Origin of the sequence: Streptomyces sp. NPDC058701, from assembly GCF_042715295.1 — a bacterium.
Taxonomy (GTDB): Bacteria; Actinomycetota; Actinomycetes; order Streptomycetales; family Streptomycetaceae; genus Streptomyces.
On sequence record NZ_JBHXSY010000010.1, the window covers coordinates 25,991 to 48,357 of the forward strand.

The window sequence follows — 22,367 nt, forward strand, 5'->3', positions numbered from 1 at the left end:
CCACCCGCCCCGCCGGCCCCGAACGGAAGTCACCCATGTCCCAAGAGATCCTGCACCGCACGGAGAACGGCGTCTCCTGGATCACCCTCAACCGTCCCGAGGCCATGAACGCCGTCACCCGGGACCAGCGCGAGCGCGTCATCACGCTGCTCGGCGCGGCCTCCGCCGACCCCGGCGTGCGCGCCGTCGTCCTCACCGCCACCGGCAAGGGGTTCTGCGCCGGAGCCGACCTCCGCGGCGCCCCGGCCGCCGGCGAGCACGTCGCCGGTGACGTGGCCCGCATGATCCGGCTCGGGGCGCAGCGCCTGATCACGGCGGTCCTCGACTGCGAGAAGCCCGTCATCGCCGCCGTCAACGGCACCGCCGCCGGCATCGGCGCCCACCTCGCGCTCGCATGCGACCTGGTGATCGCCGCCGAACCGGCCCGATTCATCGAGGTGTTCGTCCGCCGCGGCCTGGTCCCCGACGGCGGCGGCGCGTACCTGCTGCCCCGTCTGATCGGGCCGCAGAAGGCCAAGGAGCTGATGTTCTTCGGCGACGCCGTCCCGGCGGCCGAGGCCGAGCGGCTGGGCCTGGTCAACAAGGTCGTCCCGGCCGGCGAGCTGGAGAAGACGGCCCGCGCCTGGGCGGAGCGCCTCGCCCAGGGCCCGACGCGCGCCCTGGCCCTGACCAAACAGCTGGTCAACGCCTCCCTCGACGGTGACCGGGCGGCCGCACTGGCCGCCGAGGCCACCGCTCAGGAGATCACCATGACGACGGCCGACGCGAACGAGGGCGTCGCCTCCTTCGTGGAGCGCCGCACGCCGACGTACCGGGGCCGTTAGACCGGGGGCCCGGCCCCCGGTCCCCGGCCCGCCCCGGGCCGCTACCGCTGGGAGGGGTCCGGCTTCAGCAGCGCGAACACGGCCCCCGCCGGGTCGGCGGCCCACGCGATCCGCCCGACCTCGGGCACGTCCGCGCCCGGCATCAGCACGGACCCGCCGTTGCGCTCCACCAGCGCGGTGGTGGCGTCGACGTCCGGGACGTTGAAGTACGGCACCCAGCGCGCCTGCTCGGCGCCGCCGTCCGCCAGCGGCGCGGCCCCGCCGAAGGAGCCGTCCTCCTGGTCCCCGTCGGCGATGCTCAGCACCCGGTACGTCATGCCCGGCGCGTCCATCTCGGCGTGGCGCCAGCCGAAGAGCCCGGCGTAGAAGCCGATGTCCGCGACCGGGTCCGGTACGTGGAGCTCCGCCCAGACCAGCGTGTTGTCGGCCGAGGCGAGGTCGAAGCCCGCGGTCCGGCCGGGCTGCCAGCAGGCGAACTGGGCTCCCTGCGGATCGGTGAACTGCCCCAGCCACCCCTCCCCCATGACGTCCATCGGCTCCATCCGGACCGTCCCGCCGCCCTCCCGCACCGCCGCGGCGGTGGCCCGGACGTCGGGGGTCATGAAGTGGAGCATCCAGGCGGACGAGGCACCCTCCTCGGTGAGCGGCCCGATCGCGGCGACGGTCCTGCCGTCGAGCTGGAAGAAGCCGTAGCCGCCGGTGTCGGGGCCGGCGGGGGCGAAGCGCCAGCCGAACACGGCTCCGTAGAAGGCGGCGGCCGCCGGGACGTCGGGGCTGCCGAGGTCGAGCCAGTTGGGCGATCCGGTACGGAAGTCGGTGCCGAGCATGGGGTCCTCCGGGAGTGCGGCGGTACGCGGTCGCTGCCACGATGCCCAGCCCCGCGCCGGCGCGGGCGTACGGGCCGCCACCCGGCCGGGGTGTTCACCCGTACGGCGGCCGGCCCGCGGGCGCGGAGCGGGCTCCTGCCGCGGGCCGCCCCGCCGCGGCGCTCCCGGCGGACCGGCCCCCGGGCGCGGGGCGCGGGGCAGGCGGGTCCGCCGGCCCCCGGACGCGCCCACCCACGGCGACGGCGCCCGTACCCCGGTGGCGGTGCGAGGCCCGCACCCCTTCCCATCTGACGGTCCGTCAGCTTCAATCGGCCGTGTGATGGGACATGCAGGGATGGCGGCCACCGTCGTCCGATACCTCAGATCAGTCGGCTCCCCCGCCTCGGCCCCGGCCGGGCCGGGCGCGGGGCCCGAGCCCGTCGACGCCCACCCGCGCCCCGAACTGCGCGCGGTCGGGGCGGACGAGCGCGCGCCCGTGAGCCCCGCCGAGTTCCGTGCCGTCCTCGGCAACTTCGCCAGCGGGGTCACCGTCATCACGGCTCCGGCCGTCGACGGCGACGGAGACGCGAGCGGGAGCGAAGGCGGAAGCGGCAGCGGGGACGGTCCGGCCGGCTTCGCCTGCCAGTCCTTCGCCTCGCTCTCCCTCGACCCTCCGCTGGTGACCTTCATGGTGGCCCGCACGTCGACGACCTGGCCCCGGATCGCCCGCGCCGGGGTGTTCTGCGTGAACATCCTCGGCGCCGAACAGGGCGCGCTGTGCCGCTCCTTCGCCGTCAGCGGCGCCGACAAGTTCGCCGGAGTCACCCACGCGCCCGCCCCCGTCACCGGGTCGCCCCTGCTGGACGCCGTGCCCGCCTGGATCGACTGCCGGATCCACGCCGTCCACACCGGCGGGGACCACCTGATCGTCGTGGGCCGCGTCGAGGCCATGGGCGCCGCCGGGGAGGGCGATCCCCTGCTCTTCCACAGGGGCCGGTTCGGCCGCTTCAGCGACTGACCGGCCCGACCGGCCGCGCCCCGGGAGGACTTCGTCCCCGGGGCCCGATGTTCCTCCGGGCATCCGCTACGTAAGCTCCCGGGAGGGCAGGGACACCTCAACGTCCCGCCCCTTCGGAAATTCTTCGGATACACGGGGATTTGACTTGATACTGAACCTCATGCGCCGCACCCGCGGCGCGGTCGCCGTCACGGTGGTCACCGGGGCCCTCCTGGTCGCCGCCTCGCCGGCTTCGTCGGCGGCTCCGGTCGCCGCACCTCCCACCACGGCCGCCGGCGCGATCCTGATCGACGGCTCCACCGGGGCGACGCTCACCAGCAAGGCCGCCGACACCCGGCGTCAGGGCGCGAGCACCACGAAGATCATGACCGCCCAGATCGTGCTCAGGACCTCCGGTGTGGACCTCAACAAGAAGGTCACCATCAAGCAGGAGTACGCGGACTACGTCGTCCGCGAGGGCGCGAGCACGGCCCGTCTGAAGGTGGGCGCCACCCCGACGGTCCGCCAGCTGCTGTACGGGCTGATGCTGCCGTCGGGCTGCGACGCCGCCTACGCGCTCGCGGACACCTTCGGCAAGGGCGAGACCACCTCGGCCCGCACGGCGGACTTCATCGCGCAGATGAACGCCAAGGCCAAGTCGCTCGGCATGACCAAGACCACGTACGACTCCTTCGACGGCATCTCGCCGACCGGCAACAACCTGACGACCCCGCGCGACCTGGCGAAGCTCACCAGGTACGCCATGAAGGGCAAGGTCTTCCCGCAGCTCGTGAAGGCCACGACCTACAGCAGCGGCGGCACCTCCACCGACGCCACCTGGGGCAACAGCAACCTGCTGATCCGTGAGCGTCCCACCGGCTACGCCTACCCGGGCGCCATCGGCGTCAAGACCGGCACCGGCACGGCCGCGGGCAAGTGCATCGTCTTCTCCGGCACCCGCAACGGCAAGACCGTCATCGGCGTCCTGCTGAACGACGAGGAGCGCTACGCGGACGCGATGAAGCTCATGGACTGGTCGCTCGGTTCGGCCGCCGGCTCCGGCGCCGCACTGCAGCGCAGCAACACCGACCCGATCCCGGACGTCCTCGACTGACGGTGACGCGGTGCACGGCTCCCCCGCCGGCGGGTTCAGACCCGTCGGCGGGGGAGCCGAGCCGTTTCCGGGAGGCTCAGAAGGTGAGCACCCCGCGCGCCACCCGCCCGTGGTGCGCGTCGCCGGCGGCCTTCGCGAAGTCCTCCACCGGGTAGACCTCGGTGACGAGTTCGTCCAGCAGCAGCCTGCCCTGCCGGTAGAGCTCGGCGTACAGGGCGATGTCGCGCTGCGGGCGCGAGGAGCCGTACCGGCAGCCCATGACCGTCTTGTCCAGGTACATCGACGAGACGAGGAAGGACGCCTCCTCCTTGAAGCCGGGCACCCCCAGCAGGACCGCCTGCCCGTGCCGGTCGAGCAGATCGATCGCCTGGCGGATCAGCTTCACGTTCCCCACGCACTCGAAGACGTGGTCCGCGCCGGTCGGCAGGACCTCCCGGACCGCCGCCGAAGAGTCGGGCACGGCCGAGGCGTCGATGAAGTGGGTGGCCCCGAACCGCCGGGCCACCGACTCCTTCGCCGGGTTCGCGTCGACCGCGACGACGGTCGCGGCCCCCGCGATCCGGGCCCCCTGGAGGACGTTCAGCCCGATGCCGCCCGTGCCGATGACGACCACGGACTCGCCGCGGTCGACCTTCGCCCGGTTCAGCACGGCGCCGACACCCGTCAGCACCCCGCAGCCGATCAGCGCCGCCGACGTCAGCGGGATGTCGTCGGGGATCTTGACGGCCTGCACGGCCCGGACCAGGGTGCGCTCCGCGAACGCGGAGTTCGAGGCGAACTGGAACAGCGGCCGCCCGCCCCGCGAGAAGGGCTGTCCCGGCATCCCGATGGCCTTGCGGCACATCGTGGGCCGCCCCCGGTCGCAATCCGCGCACGCCCCGCAGTTGGCCAGGGTGGACAGGGCCACGTGGTCGCCCGGCACCACGTGCGCGACGCCCGCGCCGACCGCCTCGACGACACCCGCGCCCTCGTGCCCCAGGACCACCGGCGGCGGGAACGGAATGGTCCCGTCGATCACCGACAGGTCGCTGTGGCAGAGCCCGGCCGCCGCGATCGCGACGAGCACCTCCCCCGGCCCGGGATCGCGTATCTCCAGGTCGTCGACCACCCGGGCCTGCTTGCCGTCGAACACGACGCCTCTCACCTGGACTCCTTAGGCAGGCCGAGCACGCGCTCGGCGATGATGTTCCGCTGGATCTCGTCCGAGCCGCCGTAGATGGTGTCGGCCCGCGTGAACAGGAACAGGCGCTGCCCCTCGTCGAGCCCGAGCTCGTACGGCACCCCGGGCGCCCAGGCCCCCGGGCCCGCCGCGGCCGCCGCGCCGCGCACCGCCACCGCCAGCTCCCCGAGCCGCCGGTGCCAGCCGCCCCACAGCAGCTTCGCCACGCTCGGCGCCCCCGGCCCGCCCTCGGCGCCCAGGGTGCGCAGCGCGTTCCACCGCATGGCGCGCAGCTCGGCCCACTGCCGTACGAGGCGCTCGCGCAGGACCGGGTCCCCGGCCTGCGCGGAGGCGGCGTACGCGGCCACGACCCGCTCCAGCTCGGCGGCGAACCCGATCTGCTGGACCAGCGTCGACACGCCCCGTTCCAGGGCGAGCAGCCCCATGGCCACCGTCCAGCCGTCGCCTTCGCCGCCGACCAGCTCCGCCGCCACGGCCCCGTCGAAGAACACCTCGTTGAACTCCGAGGTCCCCGACAGCTGCCGGATCGGCCGGACCTCGACGCGGCCGGGCTGGTCCATCCGTACGAGCAGGAACGACAGCCCCCGGTGGCGGCGCGAGCCGGCCTCCGTGCGGGCCAGGACGAAGCACCAGTCGGCGTCCTGCGCCAGGGAGGTCCAGATCTTCTGCCCGCTGACGCGGTACAGCCCGTCGCCGGTGTCGCGCACCGCCGCGGTGCGGACGCCCGCGAGGTCGGAGCCGGCGCCCGGCTCGCTGTAGCCCTGGCACCACAGCTCCTCGCCCCGCGCGATGGCCGGCAGGAAGCGGTCCCGCTGCTCCCGGGAGCCGTAGGCGAGGAGGGTGGGCGCCAGGAGGTTCTCCCCGATGTGGCCGACCCGGCCGGGGGCGCGCAGCGCCGCGTACTCCTCGGCCCACACCACCTGCCCGGTCAGGGAGAGTCGCTGCTGCCCGTAGGCCCCGGCCGGGGCGTCCCAGCCCTGCCCGATCCAGCCGCCGCGGCCCAGCTCGCGCTCCCACGCGCGCCGTTCCGCGACCCCCTCGTGCTCGCTGCCCGGCCCGCCGAGTCCCACCGCGCCCGCGTACGGGCCCGTCAGATGCTCGGCGAGCCAGGCCCGGGCCCGGGCGCGCAGCTCCTCGTCCTCGGTGTCGAAGCTGAAGTCCATCGCGCTCCCTACGCGTTGGGGCGGTCCTTGGCGGCCGCCGCCCTGGCCATGGCCTCCAGCTGGGCCAGCATGGGCATCGGGTCGGTGCCGACCGTCCCGGGCAGGAAGTCGGCGATCTTCCCCGGCGTCCAGGAGCCCTCGGCGTACCCGGCGCGCAGCTCGCGCGGCTGCGCCCAGACGGCGATCTTCGGGCCGGCGATCGTGTAGACCTGCCCGGTGATCCGCTCGCCGCCGGTGGCCACGGCCCGGTCGCTGAGCAGGTACGTCACGAGCGCGGCGACGTCCTCGGGCTCGCCGATCTCCTTGAGCTCCATGGGGACGTTCGCCGACATGCGGGTACGGGCGACGGGCGCGACCGCGTTGGCCGTGACCCCGTACTTGGCGAGCCCGAGGGCGGCGGAGCGGACGAGCGAGATGATCCCGCCCTTGGCGGCGCTGTAGTTCGCCTGGGCGACGGAGCCCTGGTGGTTGCCGCTGGTGAAGCCGATCAGGGTGCCCGAGCCCTGCCGTCGCATGACGGCGGAGGCGGCGCGGAAGACGGTGAAGGTGCCCTTGAGGTGGGTGGCGACCACCGGGTCCCACTCCTCCTCGGACATGTTGAAGAGCATCCGCTCGCGCAGGATCCCGGCGACGCACACGACGCCGTCGAGGCGCCCGTACCGGGCGAGCGCGGTGTCGACGACGCGCTGGCCGCCCGCCATGGTGGAGACGTCGTCGGCGACGGCCACGGCCTCCCCGCCCGCGGCGGCGATCTCCTTCACGACGCCCTCGGCGATCTCGCTGGCGGGCTCGCCGCCCCCGATCCCCACCCCGTAGTCGTTGACGACGACCTTGGCGCCCTCGGCGGCCGCGGCGAGTGCCACGGCCCGCCCGATGCCCCGGCCGGCGCCGGTGACGGCGACGGTCCTGCCTGCCAAGAAGTTCCCCACGTCCGGCCCCTTCCCGCGATTTCTGACGGACCGTTAGATTCTATGGGCAGCCGGATGCCCCCGCACAAGCCCCAGTCGGGGTCCGCGTTCACCGCCTTCGCAAGGAGCTGATGAGGTCCATGTCCCTGCCCCCCGAGTTCCACGACATCGCCAAGCGCGTCAACAACTGGGGCCGCTGGGGCGCCGACGACGAGATCGGCACCCTGAACCTCGTCACCGACGAGGTGGTCCGGGCCGCCGCGGGCGAGATACGCACCGGCCGCCGCGTCCCGCTGGCACTGCCGCTGAAGGAGGACGGCGTACAGGTCGGCATGATCCCCGGCCGGATCAACCCCCATCACACGATGGTGCAGATCAACCAGGAGATCTTCGGCCCCGGCACGGTGGCCTGCAGCGACGACGCGGTGACGATGGGCCTCCAGGCGGGCACCCACTGGGACGCCCTCACCCACGTGTCCCACTCGGGCCGGATCTACAACGGCCGTCCGGCCTCCTCGATCACCGCGCACGGCCGCGCGGAGTTCAGCGGCATCGACAAGGCCGGGCCCGTCGTCTCGCGCGGGGTGCTGCTGGACGTGGCCCGCGCGAAGGGCCTCGACCGGCTCCCGGGCGGGCACGCGGTGACGCCCGAAGACCTCTCCGAGGCGGCGGAGTTCGGCGGGGTCACCGTCCGCGCGGGCGACATCGTCCTGGTCCGCACCGGCCAGGTCCAGGTCTACCTGGCGGGCGACAGGCACGGGTACGGTTTCCCCTCCCCGGGCCTGTCGATCCGCACCCCGGAGTGGTTCCACGCCCGGGACGTGGCGGCCGTCGCGAACGACACCCTGACCTTCGAGATCTTCCCCCCGGAGAACGAGGACCTCTGGCTCCCCGTCCACGCGCTCGACCTGGTCGAGATGGGCATGCACCAGGGCCAGAACTGGAATCTCGAAAAGTTGTCCACAGCCTGTGCAGAAGAGGGCCGGTACGCGTTCCTGCTCTCCGCGATGCCCGAGCCCTTCGTCGGCGCGGTCGGCACCCCGGTGGCCCCGGTGGCCGTCCTCTGACCCGCCCCGCCGACCCTCCGCCCGTACGCCGGCCCGCCCCGGCGGGCCCCGGCACGGGCCGGTACCCTGCGGTGCCCCCGACCGCCGGGGGCCTCGCGGTACCGCTCAGGAGTCCCCCATGGCCGTCAAGAAGGCCACCATGCAGCAGCAGGTGGCGGAAGCCATCGCCCAGATCAACCCGGCCGACCGCCCCGTGGTCACCGTCCAGGTCATCGCCGGTCCCAGCGTGTGGCTGATGTCCATGCTCGGCCTCATCGGCCAGGCCTTCCTCACGTACTACTTCGTCACCGTCACCGAGCAGGCCGTCGTGGTCCACAAGGCCAGCCGGTGGAGCAACCGCCCGCAGGAGATAGCCTTCGCCATCCCCGCGGGCGAGGCGGCCGGCCTGGTATCGGACATCAACCGGAACACCCTCTGGAGCTACTTCCGCCTCCAGCTCCCGAACACCCCGAAGCCGACGCGCATGAACGTCCACCGCATCTGGCGCGCGGAGATGGACCAGGTCCTCACCATCCTCACGGCCCAGCCGGTCGCCTGACCCCCCGTCCCCGGCGCGGGCCCTCCCCACCCCGCGCCGGCGGACGTGCACGCCGCGCCACGCGTGAGGCGCGGGGGACCGGATGTCCTCGGTGACCACGCCCGACGGTGCGAGCACCCCGGACGCTCGCGGGCCGCACCCGGTGGGAACCATGAGGTGGACATGACGCGTCCCCGTACGGGCGTCACCCGTCCCACCCCGTCCCACCCCGTCCCACCCCGTCCCACCCCGTCCCCGCAGGAGAAGCCCGATGACCAACCCGTACCAGACACCGCCGCAGCCCGCCCCACGGCGCCGCTCGGGCGGCACCGTCGCCACCGTCATCGTCCTCGCCGTGATCATCGTCGGCGGCTACTTCGCCCTGCAGACGATCCGCGAGGACGACGGCAAGCCGTCCGGATCCGCCTCCGCCCCGGCGTCCCCGTCCGCCAAGCCCACCGCCAAGGACCCCGGGTCGCCCGAGTCCTCCTCCGACACCTCCAGCGCGTGGAAGGTCGGCGACTGCGGCGGGCCCGACCCGGCCAAGGCCCCCGACGGGTACAAGCGCCAGGACTGCTCCGCCTCCGGCGCCTCCTTCAAGGCCATCGACATCAAGGAGGCCAGCATCCTCCCCGGCTCGATCCAGTGCCCGCCCGGCACCGACCTGATGATCCAGGTGAGCATCTCCTACGGCGGCGGCAAGTCCAGCGGCATCCCCACCAACACCGTCTGCGGCCGCAACCTGTCCAACGACCACCCCGGCGACGCGGGGGCCGGCGGCGGCCAGCTGGTCAAGGGAGACTGCGTGACCTCCCAGGCCAAGGAGGTCGCCTGCGGCGGCTCCGGCGCCCAGAAGGTCCTCGGCCTCGTCAAGGAACAGTCCGAGTGCCCCTCCGGCACCACGGACCCCATCAAGCTGACCATGGGGATCGGCCGCCCGTACGACGTCATCTGCACCGACGGCTGAGCCGTTCGGAGGACTGCGGGTGGCGGCGGCGCGCGTGCACGCCCCGAGCGCGGCACGGCAGCCGCCACCCCGCGATCCGCACTCGTCAAGGCGTGCCCTTGGCGTCCCCTCGCGTCGAATCGCTCCCCACCAGGGTGATCACCATGTGACGGATCGTCAACACCTCGTTAGAGGTACACGCGCGGTTCCCGCCCGGAGGGGTGATGTTTCGGCGGTCCGTCCGAGGCGCAGTCCCCCGCCGCCTTCTCCGCGCGGTCGATCTCGCACCAGATCCGTTTGCCCGCGCCCTCGCGCTGCCAGCCCCAGCGGTCCGCCAGGCCGTCCACCAGTTCCAGGCCCCGCCCGCCCGTGTCGTCCCCGGCGGCCTGCCGGGGTGCCGGGGCCCGGTCGCTCGCGTCCGCGACCTCGACCCGCACTCCCGGTTCCCCGAAGAGCATCCGCAGCACGGCCGGACAGCCCGTGTGCACGACCGCGTTCGTCACCAGCTCGGAGATCAGCAGGATCAGCGTCTCGGCGAGCGGTTCGTCGTCCCCTATGCCCGAGCCCGCGAGTCGGGAGCGGGCCCACCGGCGGGCCCGGCCGACCTCGGCGGGATCGGGTCCTACCTCCAGCTGAACCTGAAGCACCTGCACCGCTCACACCATCCGAACCGGCGGACACTTCGCCTCGCGACAGGACGGGATCACCCAGTGTGATCCCCTTGCGGAGCAGCATGGTTGACGTACAGTCACCACAACAAGCGCTTCGGGCATATTCCCGCGCGAAGGAGTAAGCGTGGTGCATACTGTGCGACGCCCTCGGCGCTTTACCGCTCGCATTCGTGGGAGCGTACCGGAGCAGGCCCCCGACTCCGGGCCGTAACGAGTCGGGCGAAGGACACAAACCGATATCAACTCTCTGTAATCGGACATGCGTCCCACCCCGTCTCTCCCGTTCCTTCCTTCATCGTCCCGCGCCTGCCCCGCGCACTCACCGTGTACTCCCGGCGCTTTCCGTGCGCCGTTCCGTCACGGCACGCTACGGCCCCGACGCCAGCAGCTCCTCCGCCAGCAGTTCCTCCGCCTGGGCCGCGGTGCGCCACTGCTCGGCCCGCACCCACGCCCGTTTCAGGTGCAGGTGCACGTCCGCCTCCCAGGTGAAACCCATCCCGCCGTACACCTGCAGGCAGTCCCGGGCGCCCTCGACCGCCGCCCGGTCAGCGAGGAGCTTGGCCGCCGCGATCTCCCCGGGGTCCGCCGTCACCGCCGCCGCGTAGAGCGCCGTACGGGCCACCTCCGCCCGGACCAGCATCCCCGCACACAGGTGCTTGACCGCCTGGAACCCGCCGATCGGCTGGCCGAACTGCTCCCGCTGCGCCGCGTACCGCACCGCCAGCTCCAGCGTCCGCAGCGCGCTCCCGACCTGGAGCGCGGCCGTCAGCAGCGCCCCCGTCGCGCGGTACTCCGAGACGCCGCCGCCCCCGTACGCGCCGCCGCCCCCGTACCCCGCCACCCGGTGCAGCGGGGTCAGCGGGTCCGCCGAGCGCACCGGTTCCCCGGCGGGCACCGGCTCGCCGGCGGCCCCCAGGACGGCGTCCGCCTCCCCGAGGTACGCCACCAGGTCCCCGCCCAGGTCGAAGGCGGTGACCACGGCCTTCCCCGCCGCGGCCCCCGGGACCACCCCGGCGGCGAGGTGCGTGGCGACCAGCGGCCCCGGCAGCAGGACCCGCCCGGCCTCCTCGAAGGCGAGCACCGCCTCCGGCAGCCCGAGCCCGACCCCGCCCTCGGCCTCCGGGAGCCGCAGCGCGAAGAACCCGGCCCCGCCCAGCTCCCGCCACAGCCCCCGGTCCACCACCGGCCCGCCGGCCGGACCCGCCCCGCCCGGCCCCGCGCCCGGCGGACCGCCCCCGGCCGCGCCGTCCACCGACGCCCGCAGCGCCTCGCGCCCGTACCGCCCCGCCAGGAGGTCGCGCACGCCCGCGCGCAGGGCCTCCTGGTCCTCGGTCGGCTGGAAGTGCACGCCCCTCACCGGCCCTTCGGAAGGCCGAGGATGCGCTCGGCGACGATGTTCCGCTGGATCTGCGAGGTGCCCGCCGCGATCGTGTACGAGAGCGACGAGAGGCGGTCCAGCGTCCACTCCTCGTCCAGGACGAGGGACCCGGCCCCGAGCACCTGCGCGGCCGTGTCGTACAGCTCCTGCCGGGCGTGCGAGTACGCCAGCTTGAAGACGGAGCCGCCGGTGCCGGGGACCCCGCCGGAGCACTGCGCCTCGCTGACGTTCCACTGCGTGAGCCGCCACAGCGCGCCGAACTCCCCGTACAGCCGGCCCATCCTGCGCCGCAGCACCGGGTCGTCCCAGCTGCCGTTCGCCCTGGCCCTGCGGGCCAGCTCGCCCAGGGTCCGGCGGCAGGCGACGACCTCGCCCACGAAGGCGGTGCCCCGCTCGAAGGAGAGCGTGACCATGGTGACCCGCCAGCCGTCGTTCTCGGCGCCGACCCGGTTGGCGACGGGGACCCGCACCTCGTCGAGGAACACCTCCGCGAACTCGGTGGACCCGGCCAGCGTCCGCAGCGGCCGTACCGTCACCCCGGGCGCGTCCATCGGCATGGCGAGCCAGGAGATCCCCCGGTGCCTGGGGGCGTCCGGGTCCGTGCGCACCAGCAGCTCGCACCAGTCGGCCACCTCCGCGTGCGAGGTCCACACCTTCGAGCCGGTGACCACGTACGCGTCGCCGTCCCGGACCGCGCGCGTCCGCAGGGACGCCAGGTCGGAGCCCGCGTCCGGTTCGCTGAACCCCTGGCACCACACCTCGTCGCCCCGCAGCACCGGCGGCAGCCAGCGCGCCCGCTGCTCCGCCGTGCCCTCGGCGGCGATGGTCGGGCCGGCGTGGAGCAGGCCGACGAAGTTCGCGCCGACGTACGGGGCGCCCGCCCGCTCGGTCTCCTCCAGGAAGATCAGGTGCTGGGTCGGGGTGGCCCCGCGGCCCCCGGCGTCGAGCGGCCAGTGCAGGCCCGCGTACCCGGCGTCGTGCAACCGGCGCTGCCAGCCGCCGTCGTAGGCGCGGCGGCCCGGCCAGTCGTCGGGGGACGGCTTGGCGGGCAGCCGGGGCAGCACGACGGCGAGCCAGGCGCGCAGCCGGGCCCGGAACTCCTGCTCCTCCTCGGTGTAGGTCAGGTCCATCAGCGGTCCAGGTCGAGGCCGAGCATGCGGATGGCGTTGCCGCGCATCAGCTTGTAGACGGTCTCCTCGTCGAGGCCCTTCACGTGGTCGAGGGCGACCTCCTTGGTGTGCGGGAAGGTCGAGTCGACGTGCGGGTAGTCGGTCTCGAAGGTGGCGTTGTCGCGGCCGACCACGTCCAGCGAGGCGATCCCGTGCTTGTCGCGGAAGAAGCAGCAGAACATCTGCCGGTAGTAGTACGTGGACGGGGGCTCGGGGATCAGGTCGCGGACCCCGCCCCAGGCCCGGTGCTCCTGCCAGACGTCGTCGGCGCGCTCCAGGGCGTACGGGATCCAGCCCATCTGGCCCTCGCTGTAGGCGAGCTTGAGCGCCGGGAACTTCACCAGCACGCCGCTGAACAGGAAGTCCATCATCGAGGCCATCGCGTTGTTGAAGCTGAGCGAGGCCTGGACGGCGGGCGGCGCGTCCGGGGAGGCGGCGGGCATCTGCGAGCTGGACCCGATGTGCATGTTGACCACCGTGCCGGTCTCCTGGCAGACGGCGAAGAAGGGATCCCAGTAGCCGGAGTGGATCGACGGCAGCCCCAGGTGGGTCGGTATCTCGGAGAAGGTCACGGCCCGCACGCCGCGGGCCGCGTTGCGCCGGATCTCGGCCACCGCGAGGTCGGTGTCCCACAGCGGGATGATGCACAGCGGGATCAGCCGGCCGCCGCTGTCGCCGCACCACTCCTCGACCATCCAGTCGTTGTAGGCGCGCACGCAGGCGAGCGCCACCTCCTTGTCGCGGGCCTCGGCGAAGGTCTGCCCGCAGAAGCGCGGGAAGGTCGGGAAGCACAGCGAGGCCTCGACGTGGTTGAGGTCCATGTCGAGCAGCCGCGCCGCGGGGTCCCAGCAGCCGCGGCGCATCTCCTCGCGGGTGATCCCCTCCAGGGTCATGTCGTCGCGGTCGAAGCCGACGGCGGCGATGTTGCGCTTGTACGGGAACTTCAGGTCCTCGTAGATCCACCAGTCGGTCGGCGGGCCGTCGGGGTCCATGGAGATGACGTACTTGCCGCCCGTGTACTGGAGCTCGCCGATGCCGGCGGTGAGCGGCTTGGGGCCGCGGTCGCGGTACTTGGCGGGCAGCCAGACGTCGAACAGGTGCGCGGGCTCGATCACGTGGTCGTCGACGCTGATGATCCGAGGCAGTTCCACAGGTCTCCCCAATCTGATGGATCGTCAGAAACAAGCTAGCCCCGCCACCCCTGGACCGACAAGCGCCGGCGCTCTACGCTCACCGCTGGATCTGACTATCCGTCAGCTAAGGGAGGTCTGGGATGCCGGACACCGCGACAGAACTGAGCCGGTCCCGCACCCTGTGGGAGCTGGTCGACCGCCGGGCCGCGCTCACCCCGCACACCACCGTCCTCGTCGAGGCCGCCGAGGACCCCGCCGACGACCGCCGGCTGACCTTCGGCGAGCTCCGCGACCGCTCCGAACGCGTCGCCGCCGGCCTGTACGGCATGGGCGTGCGCCCGGGCACGGTCGTCGCCTGGCAGCTCCCCACCCGCATCGGGACCGTGCTGCTGTCGGTCGCCCTCGCCCGGATCGGAGCCGTCCAGTCCCCGGTCATCCCCTTCTACCGGGACCGCGAGGTCGGCTTCGCGCTCCGCGAGTCCAAGGCCGAGTTCTTCGCCGTCCCGAGCCGCTGGCGCGGCCACGACTACCGGGCGATGGCCGAACGGCTCGGCGCCCGCGGGGTCTTCGAGGCGTACGACGACCTCCCGGACGGCGACCCCGCCGTCCTGCCCCCGCCGCCCGCCTCCGGCACCGACGTCCGCTGGATCTACTGGACGTCGGGCACCACCTCCGACCCCAAGGGCGTCCTGCACACCGACCGGTCCCTGATCGCCGGCGGCTCCTGCCTCGCCCACGCCCTGCACCTGAGCCCGGCCGACGTCGGCTCGATGGCCTTCCCGTTCGCGCACATAGCCGGGCCCGACTACACCGTCATGCTGCTGCTGTACGGCTTCCCGGCCGTCCTCTTCGAGAAGTTCGCCATGCCGGACGCCCTCGCCGGTTACCGCCGCCACGGCGTCACGGTCGCCGGCGGCTCCACGGCCTTCTACTCCATGTTCCTCACGGAGCAGCGCAAGGACCCCGCGACGAAGCTCATCCCCACCCTCCGCCTGCTGGCCGGCGGCGGCGCCCCGAAACCGCCGGAGATCTACCACGCGGTCGTACGGGAGATGGGCTGCCAGCTGACCCACGGCTACGGCATGACCGAGGTCCCGATGATCACCATGGGGGCGCCGGACGACACGGCGGACCACCTGGCCACCACCGAGGGCCGCCCCCCGGCGGGCATGTCCATCCGCATCACCGCCGCCGACGGCACCCCGCTGCCCCCCGGCACGGACGGCGAGGTCCGGCTCAAGGGCGAGGCCGTCTGCCGCGGGTACCTCGACCGGGAGCAGTCCGCGGAGGTCTTCGACGCCGACGGCTACCTGATCACCGGCGACCTCGGGCACCTGACCCGGGACGGCTACCTGGTCCTCACCGGCCGCAGCAAGGACGTCATCATCCGCAAGGGCGAGAACATCTCGGCGAAGGAGATCGAGGACCTCCTGCACCGGCTCCCCGGCGTCGCCGACGTCGCGGTCATCGGCCTCCCGGACCCGGCGCGCGGCGAACGCGTCTGCGCCGTGGTGGAGCAGCCCCCGGGTGCGGCCCCGCTGACCCTGCCGCAGCTGACCTCGTACCTGCGCGCAGAGGGCCTGGCGACCCACAAGCTCCCCGAGCAGCTGGAACTCCTGGAGTCCCTGCCCCGCAACGAAGCCCTGCGCAAGGTCCTCAAGTACCGCCTCCGCGAACGCTACGCCTGACCACCGCCGGGGAGCGGGGACGGGGTGGGGTGCCCACCCCGGCATCCTTCCCGGTACCCGCCCGCGCCCGCCGGGAGGCTACAGCCGGCTCAGGGAGGCCGCCGCGAACAGGACGTCGCGGATCGCCTCCCGGTCGCCGTGCTGCCCCGCGGCCGCCTCCTCCGGCGAGATGTGACCCGCGGCCAGCTGGCAGAACTCGACGCCGTCCAGCGCGATCTCCGCCACCGTCCGCTCCGCCGACGGCTTCGCGGCCGGCGAGTCCAGCGCGATGTCCCAGCCCCCGCCGCCCGCGCCCTCGATCTCCAGGTGCAGCGTCCGCCCCGGCGCGCCCGCCTCGACCAGGCCGCGCGCCGGTCCGGCCAGCCCCGACCGGCGGCGCTGCGCCAGCGCCCCCGGCAGCAGCCGGGCCGCCAGGTCGATCATGCGGTGCAGGTGCGGCCCGGAGGGGGCCTCGTACGGGTAGTCCACCGCCTCGGCGATGTCCCACGCGTGGACCCAGCACTCGAAGGCCCGCTCCAGGAAGGCGTCCCCGAGCGGCAGCGCGAAGGCGCCGTAGTCCACGGCCAGTTCGGCCACGCCCCCACCGGCGAAGGACACCGTACGGACCAGCGTGTGCCCCTGCTCCCGCCACGGGTCGCGGACCTGCCGGGTGGGCGGGTGCCCCGACGCCTCCCAGAAGTGCTCCGTCCGCGCGGCCGGGCCGGCGCCCGGCGGCGCGGCCGGACCCAGCGGGTCGTCCAGCCCCAGGGCCGTCGCGACCATGCCGTCCACCGTCATCAGGTGCCCGATCACCCCCGCCACCGTGGTCCGCTGCGAGCGTTGGCCCTCCTCCTCGTACCACTTCAGCCGTACCGGGGTGTGCCACTCCGAGTCGCCGAAGTCCTGGAGCAGCGCGTCGAGCCGCGCCGTCTCGGTGTCGTACGGGCTCGCCCACGACGGCACCGGGATGCGGGCCGGCCGCTTGCCCAGGCAGTCCTCCAGCACCCGCGACCGCAGCAAGGGCTTGAGGTCGAGGGTCTCCTCCGGGTGCAGCAGGCCCACCGCGTCGCGCAGCCGCAGCGCCTCCTCCGCGCAGGGCGCGCACTCGGTGAGGTGCTCCTCCACGGCCTGCGTCTCGTCCGCGGAGCAGGCGGCCAGCGCCCACGCCCCGAGCAGGGACTTCAGCACGGCGTGCGTGGGCGGGAAGGGGTCCGGGACGGCCGCCGGCACGGGGGGCGGGACAGCCGCCGGTGCGGGGTCCGGTGCGGGGTCCGGGGCGGGGTCCGGGGCGGGGTCCGGGGCCGGTTCACCGCGCGGCTCCCGGAGCGCGGGCGGCTCCGGCAGCGGCGCGTACAGCGGGTCCAGGTCGTCGGCGGGGCCGCGCGGACCCGGTATCCGGGCGGGGCCCGCGGGCTGCCCGTACCCGTCGTCGGGTCGCTCGGCGGGGCCGGTCATCGGGGCGTTCCACGGGTGTGGTGGCCGTGTCCGGGAAGGGTCGTTTCGTCCAGCGGGAGGGTGTGGGCGGTCGACAGCAGCTGCAGCCCGAGCCGCAGCCGGCGCCGCGCCTCGTCCTCGCTGATCTGGAGGTCGGCGGCGGCCTGCCGGTAGTCGCGCCGCTTGAAGTACGCGAGTTCCAGCGCCGCGCGCAGGGGCGCGGGCATGGAGGTGACGATGAAGTCGGCGCGGGCTGCGGCGCTGGCACTGCGCACCTTCTGCTCCAGTTCCTCGTGCGAGCCGCGGCCCCGCTCCGCCTGCCGCAGCCGCGCCACGGCCTGGCACTGGGCGATCCGGGCGACCCACGACCGCATGGAGCCCTGCTTGGGGTCGTAGGCGTCGGGGTTCTCCCAGATGTACGCGAAGACCTCGCGGGTGGTCCGGTCGGCGGCCTTCTCGTCGCCCAGCACCCGGTGCGCCAGGCTGTGCACGAGGGAGGCGAAGCGGTCGTACAGCTCCCCGAGCGCGGCCGCCTCACCGCGGGCGAGGCGCTGCTGCATGCGGCGGTCCCAGCGCGGTGGTGCGTCCTTCGGCATCGTGCCCCCAGCCGTGTGTCGACGCATCGAATGTAGTGGGCACATGGCGTTGTGCGCCCGTTTTGGGGGAAGCCCGCCACAAAAATGCGCCGCGCGTGATAAGGGCATGGCGCCGCGCGAACGGTGGTACGAGCATGGGGACATGGGTACAGGTGTACGCGCCCCGCCACGCTCCCCGTGCGCGGGTTCGATGTCGCCACCTCCTTGACCGCTTCGCTTAACGCGCAGGCCACGTAGGCCGTACGCTCCTGCATTGTCTTGATCTGAACCCCATCGCACACGTGAAGGCGGAACGCCGAACATGGACAGCGCACGATACGAGCGCAAGATCGCCGCCCGATTCGCCACCTTCGACCAGGACGGGTCCGGCTATATCGACCGGGAGGACTTCAGCACGGCCGCGAAGGCCGTGCTGACCGAATTCGGTACCACCGCACGCTCCGACAAGGGCCAGGCGGTCTTCGCCGGCGCCGAGGCCTTCTGGCAGGGCATGGCGGGCATCGCGGACGTCGACGGTGACCAGCGGGTGTCCCGCGAGGAGTTCATCACCGGCGCGGCGAAGCGGCTGCGCGACAGCCCGCAGCGGTTCGCGGAGATCGCGCGGCCGTTCCTGCGGGCCGTGATCGCGGTCGCGGACCCGGACGGCGCCGGTGCGACCCCGTCGGCCACGGCGCGGGTGCTGACCGTGCTCGGCACCCCGGCGGAGCAGGCCGAGCAGGTGGCGACCGCCCTGGACACCGACGGCGACGGCCGCATCTCGGAGGACGAGATCCTGGCGGCCTTCGCGTCGTACTGCGGCGTGGAGGCCCCGGACGCCTGACGCCCGCGGCGCGGCCAGGAGGTCGACGGCGGGGCCCCGCGGCCCCGCCCCTCCCCCTGCCCGGACGCCCGCGGCGGCGTCCGGAAGCGGCCCGGCGCCCGCGACGCGGTCCGACGGCCTAGGCGAAGACCACCGTCCGCGCGCCGTTCAGCAGCACCCGGTGCTCGCTGTGCCACTTCACCGCGCGCGCCAGCGCCTGGCACTCCACGTCGCGCCCGATCGCCACCAGCTGGTCCGGAGTCACCTCGTGGCCCACCCGCTCGACCTCCTGCTCGATGATCGGGCCCTCGTCCAGGTCGGCGGTGACGTAGTGGGCGGTCGCGCCGATCAGCTTCACACCGCGCGCGTGCGCCTGGTGGTACGGCTTCGCGCCCTTGAAGCTCGGCAGGAACGAGTGGTGGATGTTGATGATCCGCCCGCTCAGCTCCTTGCACAGGGTGTCCGACAGCACCTGCATGTACCGGGCCAGCACCACCAGCTCGACGTTCTCCGTCCGCACCAGCTCCAGCAGCTCCGCCTCGGCGGCCGCCTTCGTGTCCTTCGTCACCGGGATGTGCACGAACGGGAGGTCGTACGAGCCGACCAGTTCCGCGAAGTCCGTGTGGTTGGAGACCACGGCCGCGATCTCCACCGGCAGGGCGCCGATGCTGGAGCGGAACAGCAGGTCGTTCAGGCAGTGGCCGAACTTGGACACCATCAGCACGATCCGCATGCGCTCGTCGGAGCGGTGGATCTGCCAGTCCATGCGGAAGGAGTCCCCGATCGCGGCGAAGCTGGCGCGCAGCTTGTCGACGGTCACCGCGGGCTCGGCTTCGAAGTGCACCCGCATGAAGAAGAGCCCGGTCCCCCGGTCTCCGAACTGCTGGCTGTCCACGATGTTGCAGCCGGTCATGAAGAGGTAACTCGACACGGCGTGCACGATGCCCTGCTTGTCGGGGCAGGACACGGTCAGGACGTACTGCTGGAGGGGCTGGGCCGGGGCCTCGGGCTGCGGGTCGCTCATGACCCGACAGCCTTTCACACCGCGCGGGTCGCCATCCTCAGCAGTTCGAGCGAGCGCGGGCGCCCGTCGGGGTCGTCCCCGTCCGCCGCGGCCAGCCGTACGTGCGCCTCGCGCGCGGCGCGGACCGCCTCGGGCCACGCGTGGTGCTCCAGGTAGGCGGAGACGGGGGCGTCGGGGCCGACCTGGTGCAGGATCCGCAGCACCCGCAGCACGGCGAGGTCGACCAGGGCCGCCTCCTGCGAGTCCCGGAAGATCGTGCCGATGTACTTCTCGGCCGACCAGCTGTCGAGCCAGGTGTCCTCCACGAGCCGGTACACGGCGTCGGTGACGTCCCCGTACCCTTCGGCGCCGGCGAGCCAGATCTCCTCGTGGAAGACCGGGTCGGAGAGCATGTGCAGCGCCGAGCGCACGTTGCTGCGCCAGCGCCACCACGGCATGTCGTTGAGGGGCATGCCGCCCATGGTGGAGGAGCGGCCGCCGCGGCGGGAAGAGTTCTTCGAACCTTGGGCGAATGTCACGCTTTCGATCGTACGTTCCTGTTCAGCGCGATCTTGAGGCGCCTGCGGCGCCGCGGGACCCGGCGGCTTCCCCGGCAATTCACCTGGACGTCACCGAATGTTGTGTACACCTCACACTTCAGTTCCCCGTGGGGCGGAATGGTGCGTGGACATGACCGACTGGCGCCGCGCAGCAAGGCTTTCCCGCATCCTCCTCGCCACCGCGATGGGTGCGTGTCTCGTCGCCGGGTGCGGGGTGATACCCGGGGGCTCCGGGGGATCCGGGGACACCCTCACCGTCATGACCTTCGCACCCGAGGGCACCCGCGCGACCAACATGCCCGGAATGCCCGCCATGGCCCGGGCGTACGAGCGCTGGGTGAACTCCAAGGGCGGCGTCAACGGCCGCACCCTGCGGGTCCTGACCTGCAACGAGAAGAACACGCCCACCGGCGCCGCCGACTGCGCCCGCAAGGCCATCTCCGAGAAGGCCGTCGCCGTGGTCGGCTCCTACAGCCAGCACGGGCGGGCCTTCATGGCCCCGCTGGAGGCCGAGGGCATCCCGTTCATCGGCGGGTACGGGGTCTCCTCCGAGGAGTTCCAGTCCACGCTCTCCTACCCCGTCAACGGCGGCCAGCCCGTCCTCCTCGCCGGCGCCGGCCACCAGCTCGGCCGCGCTTGCAGCCAGGTCGCGCTGGTCCGCCCCGACACCCTCGCGGGCGACTCCCTGCCCGTCCTGCTCAACGCCGGGCTGCGCGCCAACAAGATGGGCGACGCCTCCGACATCCGGGCCGCCGAGGACGCGACGGACTTCGCCCCGCAGGCCCGCGAGGCCCTGTCCAACACCACCGGCGGCAAGGAGCGGGGCTGCGTGACCGCGGTCCTCGGCGAGCGCACGGAGACCTTCTTCGACGCCTTCCGCCGGGCCGACGCCCAGAAGAAGAACCCGCAGATCTCCTCGGTGCTCGGCAGCCTCAGCCAGTCGCTGGTGGACCGTACCGGCGGTCGCGAGAGCCCCTTCGAGGGCGCGTACCTGACCAGCTGGTACCCGGTGTCCACCGATCCCCTGTGGGAGCCGATGCGCAAGGTGATCTCCGAGCACTCCCTCGGCGCGGACGGGCTCGACGCCGCCGACAGCGGCGCGCAGACCACCTGGATCGCGTACACCGTCCTGAGCGAGATCGTGAACCGCTTCAAGCCGGACGAGAAGGTCACCGCCCGCAAGGTCGCGCGCGTCCTGAACCAGTCGCAGTCCGTCACGACCGGCGGCCTGACCCCGGAACTGAGCTGGCGCTACCAGGACATGCGGGCGGTCGGCGGTTTTCCCCGCATCGTCAACGGCCGGGTCAGCTTCCAGATCGTCCAGGCCGGCCGGCTGGTCGCCCAGCAGGGCGAGCAGTCCATGGACATGACCCCGACGCTGGAACAGGCCCCCCGGGCCGCCTGACCGGGGGCGAGGCGGGCGGGAGCGGGCCGGGGCAGGCGGGAGCGGGCGGGAGCGGGCCGGGGCGGATTCCCCGCCCCGGCCGGGGTCTCAGAGCTGCGACTTGTCGCGCTTCGTGAGGGAGTACTTGGCCGCGATCGTGTTCCACAGGGTCGCGGCCTGCTCCTTGGACCGCGTCGCGTCGCCGCTCGCCTTGTTCCCCGCGGAGGCGTTGTCCGTGTTCTTGGCCTTGCCGTCCTTGCAGCCCTTGTCGCCGCCCACGTCCTGCGCCCAGGCCGCGTAGCTGTTGTCGGCGGCCGCGGAGGACTGCCAGGCCTTGGTGAGGGCCGCGCTCAGCTTCACGTGGTTCGGGAGCTGGTCCAGCTTGAGCTCCTTGAGGCGCGTGATGAGCTCCTCGCGCTGGCGGGCCGCGTCGCGCAGGTCGGCGGCGGCCTGCTCCAGGTTGCTGCAGACCTTGATGTCCTCGACGGCCTTGATCACCGCGGCGCGGCTGTCGTTGCTGTCGGCGAGGAGCTTGTCCAGCTGGACGGCCTGCGGGCTGCCCGGGTCCACCCGGGGCTCGGCGGCCGGGGCGGAACCCCCGGCGGCGCTCGGCGCGGCCGGGACCGCGCCCGGGTCGTTATTCTTCGGCTTGTCGTCGCCGAGCAGCGAGCCGACGCCGAGACCGGCGACGGCCAGGCCGACGACGACCGCGACGACGACGGCGGGCGAGACCCTGCGCGGGGCCTCCGGCGGCGGGGGCGGCGGCGGCCCGGCGAACTGCTGCTGCGGGTGCGGGGGTTGGCCCGGGTGGGGGCGGTACGGCTGCCGTGCCTGCTGCGGGTGCGGCACGGGTCCCTGCCCGCGCGGCGGGTACGGGCGCGGCGGCTGCCGCCGCACCGGCTCCTGCACGGACGGCAGTTGCTGCGTGTGCCCGGCGGAGTCGTCGCCCCCGCGGAACAGGCCGTCGAACTCGGCGGCGGGAACGGGCGCGATGTACTGCGTCGCCGCCTCGGCGTGCGCGGGCCCGCCCGGCACCGGCGGAATGTACTGG

At 73.4% G+C, this 22,367-nt stretch carries 21 protein-coding genes and 1 pseudogene; 9 read left to right on the forward strand and 13 right to left on the reverse strand.

Annotated elements, in window-relative coordinates:
- The first annotated feature begins 35 nt into the window (after positions 1-35).
- Entirely contained in the window at positions 36-824 is a 789-nt protein-coding gene (locus ACFWW8_RS13365) for an enoyl-CoA hydratase/isomerase family protein (RefSeq protein WP_386527655.1), read from the forward strand.
- A 41-nt stretch (positions 825-865) separates the two neighbouring features.
- Here ACFWW8_RS13365 and ACFWW8_RS13370 read toward each other — a convergent pair whose 3' ends face one another.
- Positions 866-1,651 carry a VOC family protein gene (locus tag ACFWW8_RS13370; RefSeq protein ID WP_386527658.1) on the reverse strand — a complete coding sequence of 262 codons (786 nt, stop codon included), beginning with the start codon at positions 1,649-1,651 and terminating at the stop codon, positions 866-868.
- Positions 1,652-1,985: 334 nt separating this feature from the next.
- On the opposite strand from ACFWW8_RS13370, the gene ACFWW8_RS13375 reads away from it, so the two are divergent.
- Together ACFWW8_RS13375 and ACFWW8_RS13380 are read left to right on the forward strand one after the other, a co-directional pair.
- Positions 1,986-2,648: a flavin reductase family protein gene (locus tag ACFWW8_RS13375; RefSeq protein ID WP_386528103.1), complete on the forward strand. Its 663-nt coding sequence runs from the start codon at positions 1,986-1,988 to the stop codon at positions 2,646-2,648.
- A 160-nt stretch (positions 2,649-2,808) separates the two neighbouring features.
- Complete coding sequence (locus tag ACFWW8_RS13380) at positions 2,809-3,741, forward strand: D-alanyl-D-alanine carboxypeptidase family protein (protein WP_386527661.1); 933 nt, start codon at positions 2,809-2,811, stop codon at positions 3,739-3,741.
- 76 nt (positions 3,742-3,817) lie between these two features.
- On the opposite strand, the gene ACFWW8_RS13385 is transcribed toward ACFWW8_RS13380, so the two are convergent.
- Genes ACFWW8_RS13385 through ACFWW8_RS13395 form a run of 3 tightly spaced genes read right to left on the reverse strand, consistent with a single transcriptional unit; the run spans position 3,818 to position 7,013 of the window.
- Positions 3,818-4,885, reverse strand: a complete 1,068-nt coding sequence (locus tag ACFWW8_RS13385) for a Zn-dependent alcohol dehydrogenase (protein WP_386527663.1) — start codon at positions 4,883-4,885, stop codon at positions 3,818-3,820.
- Positions 4,882-6,084 carry an acyl-CoA dehydrogenase family protein gene (locus ACFWW8_RS13390; protein WP_386527666.1) on the reverse strand — a complete coding sequence of 401 codons (1,203 nt, stop codon included), beginning with the start codon at positions 6,082-6,084 and terminating at the stop codon, positions 4,882-4,884. The genes ACFWW8_RS13385 and ACFWW8_RS13390 overlap by 4 nt, the downstream gene beginning before the upstream one ends.
- Before the next feature lie 8 nt (positions 6,085-6,092).
- Positions 6,093-7,013 carry an SDR family oxidoreductase gene (locus ACFWW8_RS13395; protein WP_386527669.1) on the reverse strand — a complete coding sequence of 307 codons (921 nt, stop codon included), beginning with the start codon at positions 7,011-7,013 and terminating at the stop codon, positions 6,093-6,095.
- A 119-nt stretch (positions 7,014-7,132) separates the two neighbouring features.
- Between ACFWW8_RS13395 and ACFWW8_RS13400 the strand changes: the two genes are divergently transcribed.
- From ACFWW8_RS13400 to ACFWW8_RS13410, 3 genes are all read left to right on the forward strand, one after another.
- Entirely contained in the window at positions 7,133-8,059 is a 927-nt protein-coding gene (locus ACFWW8_RS13400; protein WP_386527672.1) for a cyclase family protein, read from the forward strand.
- A 118-nt stretch (positions 8,060-8,177) separates the two neighbouring features.
- Positions 8,178-8,597: a hypothetical protein gene (locus ACFWW8_RS13405; RefSeq protein ID WP_386527675.1), complete on the forward strand. Its 420-nt coding sequence runs from the start codon at positions 8,178-8,180 to the stop codon at positions 8,595-8,597.
- Positions 8,598-8,847: 250 nt separating this feature from the next.
- The gene (locus tag ACFWW8_RS13410) at positions 8,848-9,543 is read left to right on the forward strand and encodes a hypothetical protein (RefSeq protein ID WP_383921539.1); all 696 of its coding nucleotides are present in this window, start codon (positions 8,848-8,850) and stop codon (positions 9,541-9,543) included.
- A gap of 167 nt (positions 9,544-9,710) precedes the next feature.
- On the opposite strand, the gene ACFWW8_RS13415 is transcribed toward ACFWW8_RS13410, so the two are convergent.
- From ACFWW8_RS13415 to ACFWW8_RS13430, 4 genes are all read right to left on the reverse strand, one after another.
- The gene (locus tag ACFWW8_RS13415) at positions 9,711-10,175 is read right to left on the reverse strand and encodes an ATP-binding protein (RefSeq protein ID WP_386527678.1); all 465 of its coding nucleotides are present in this window, start codon (positions 10,173-10,175) and stop codon (positions 9,711-9,713) included.
- A gap of 385 nt (positions 10,176-10,560) precedes the next feature.
- A complete protein-coding gene (locus ACFWW8_RS13420) occupies positions 10,561-11,541 on the reverse strand; it encodes an acyl-CoA dehydrogenase family protein (protein ID WP_386527681.1) in 981 nt (326 codons plus the stop codon).
- Positions 11,542-11,546: 5 nt separating this feature from the next.
- Positions 11,547-12,701, reverse strand: coding sequence for an acyl-CoA dehydrogenase (locus tag ACFWW8_RS13425; RefSeq protein WP_386527684.1), 1,155 nt, complete (start codon positions 12,699-12,701; stop codon positions 11,547-11,549).
- Positions 12,701-13,891, reverse strand: coding sequence for an amidohydrolase family protein (locus tag ACFWW8_RS13430; RefSeq protein ID WP_386527687.1), 1,191 nt, complete (start codon positions 13,889-13,891; stop codon positions 12,701-12,703). The genes ACFWW8_RS13425 and ACFWW8_RS13430 overlap by 1 nt, the downstream gene beginning before the upstream one ends.
- Before the next feature lie 122 nt (positions 13,892-14,013).
- Between ACFWW8_RS13430 and ACFWW8_RS13435 the strand changes: the two genes are divergently transcribed.
- Positions 14,014-15,561: a class I adenylate-forming enzyme family protein gene (locus ACFWW8_RS13435; protein ID WP_386527690.1), complete on the forward strand. Its 1,548-nt coding sequence runs from the start codon at positions 14,014-14,016 to the stop codon at positions 15,559-15,561.
- Between the two features lie 78 nt (positions 15,562-15,639).
- Here ACFWW8_RS13435 and ACFWW8_RS13440 read toward each other — a convergent pair whose 3' ends face one another.
- On the reverse strand, positions 15,640-16,995 hold the full coding sequence (locus ACFWW8_RS13440) for a zf-HC2 domain-containing protein (protein ID WP_386527693.1): 1,356 nt from the start codon (positions 16,993-16,995) through the stop codon (positions 15,640-15,642).
- Positions 16,992-17,570: a sigma factor gene (locus ACFWW8_RS13445; RefSeq protein WP_386527696.1), complete on the reverse strand. Its 579-nt coding sequence runs from the start codon at positions 17,568-17,570 to the stop codon at positions 16,992-16,994. Before ACFWW8_RS13445 ends, ACFWW8_RS13440 begins: the two co-directional genes overlap by 4 nt.
- 301 nt (positions 17,571-17,871) lie before the next feature.
- Here ACFWW8_RS13445 and ACFWW8_RS13450 point away from each other — a divergent pair, with 301 nt between their 5' ends.
- Positions 17,872-18,390: an EF-hand domain-containing protein gene (locus ACFWW8_RS13450; RefSeq protein ID WP_386527699.1), complete on the forward strand. Its 519-nt coding sequence runs from the start codon at positions 17,872-17,874 to the stop codon at positions 18,388-18,390.
- 118 nt (positions 18,391-18,508) lie between these two features.
- On the opposite strand, the gene purU is transcribed toward ACFWW8_RS13450, so the two are convergent.
- Positions 18,509-19,393: a formyltetrahydrofolate deformylase gene (gene purU / locus ACFWW8_RS13455; RefSeq protein WP_267727272.1), complete on the reverse strand. Its 885-nt coding sequence runs from the start codon at positions 19,391-19,393 to the stop codon at positions 18,509-18,511.
- A 14-nt stretch (positions 19,394-19,407) separates the two neighbouring features.
- Entirely contained in the window at positions 19,408-19,854 is a 447-nt protein-coding gene (locus ACFWW8_RS13460) for a hypothetical protein (RefSeq protein ID WP_386528106.1), read from the reverse strand.
- A gap of 208 nt (positions 19,855-20,062) precedes the next feature.
- On the opposite strand from ACFWW8_RS13460, the gene ACFWW8_RS13465 reads away from it, so the two are divergent.
- The gene (locus tag ACFWW8_RS13465; RefSeq protein WP_386527703.1) at positions 20,063-21,337 is read left to right on the forward strand and encodes an ABC transporter substrate-binding protein; all 1,275 of its coding nucleotides are present in this window, start codon (positions 20,063-20,065) and stop codon (positions 21,335-21,337) included.
- Between the two features lie 87 nt (positions 21,338-21,424).
- Here ACFWW8_RS13465 and ACFWW8_RS13470 read toward each other — a convergent pair.
- Positions 21,425-22,367: pseudogene (locus ACFWW8_RS13470) on the reverse strand (hypothetical protein); the annotation flags it as partial.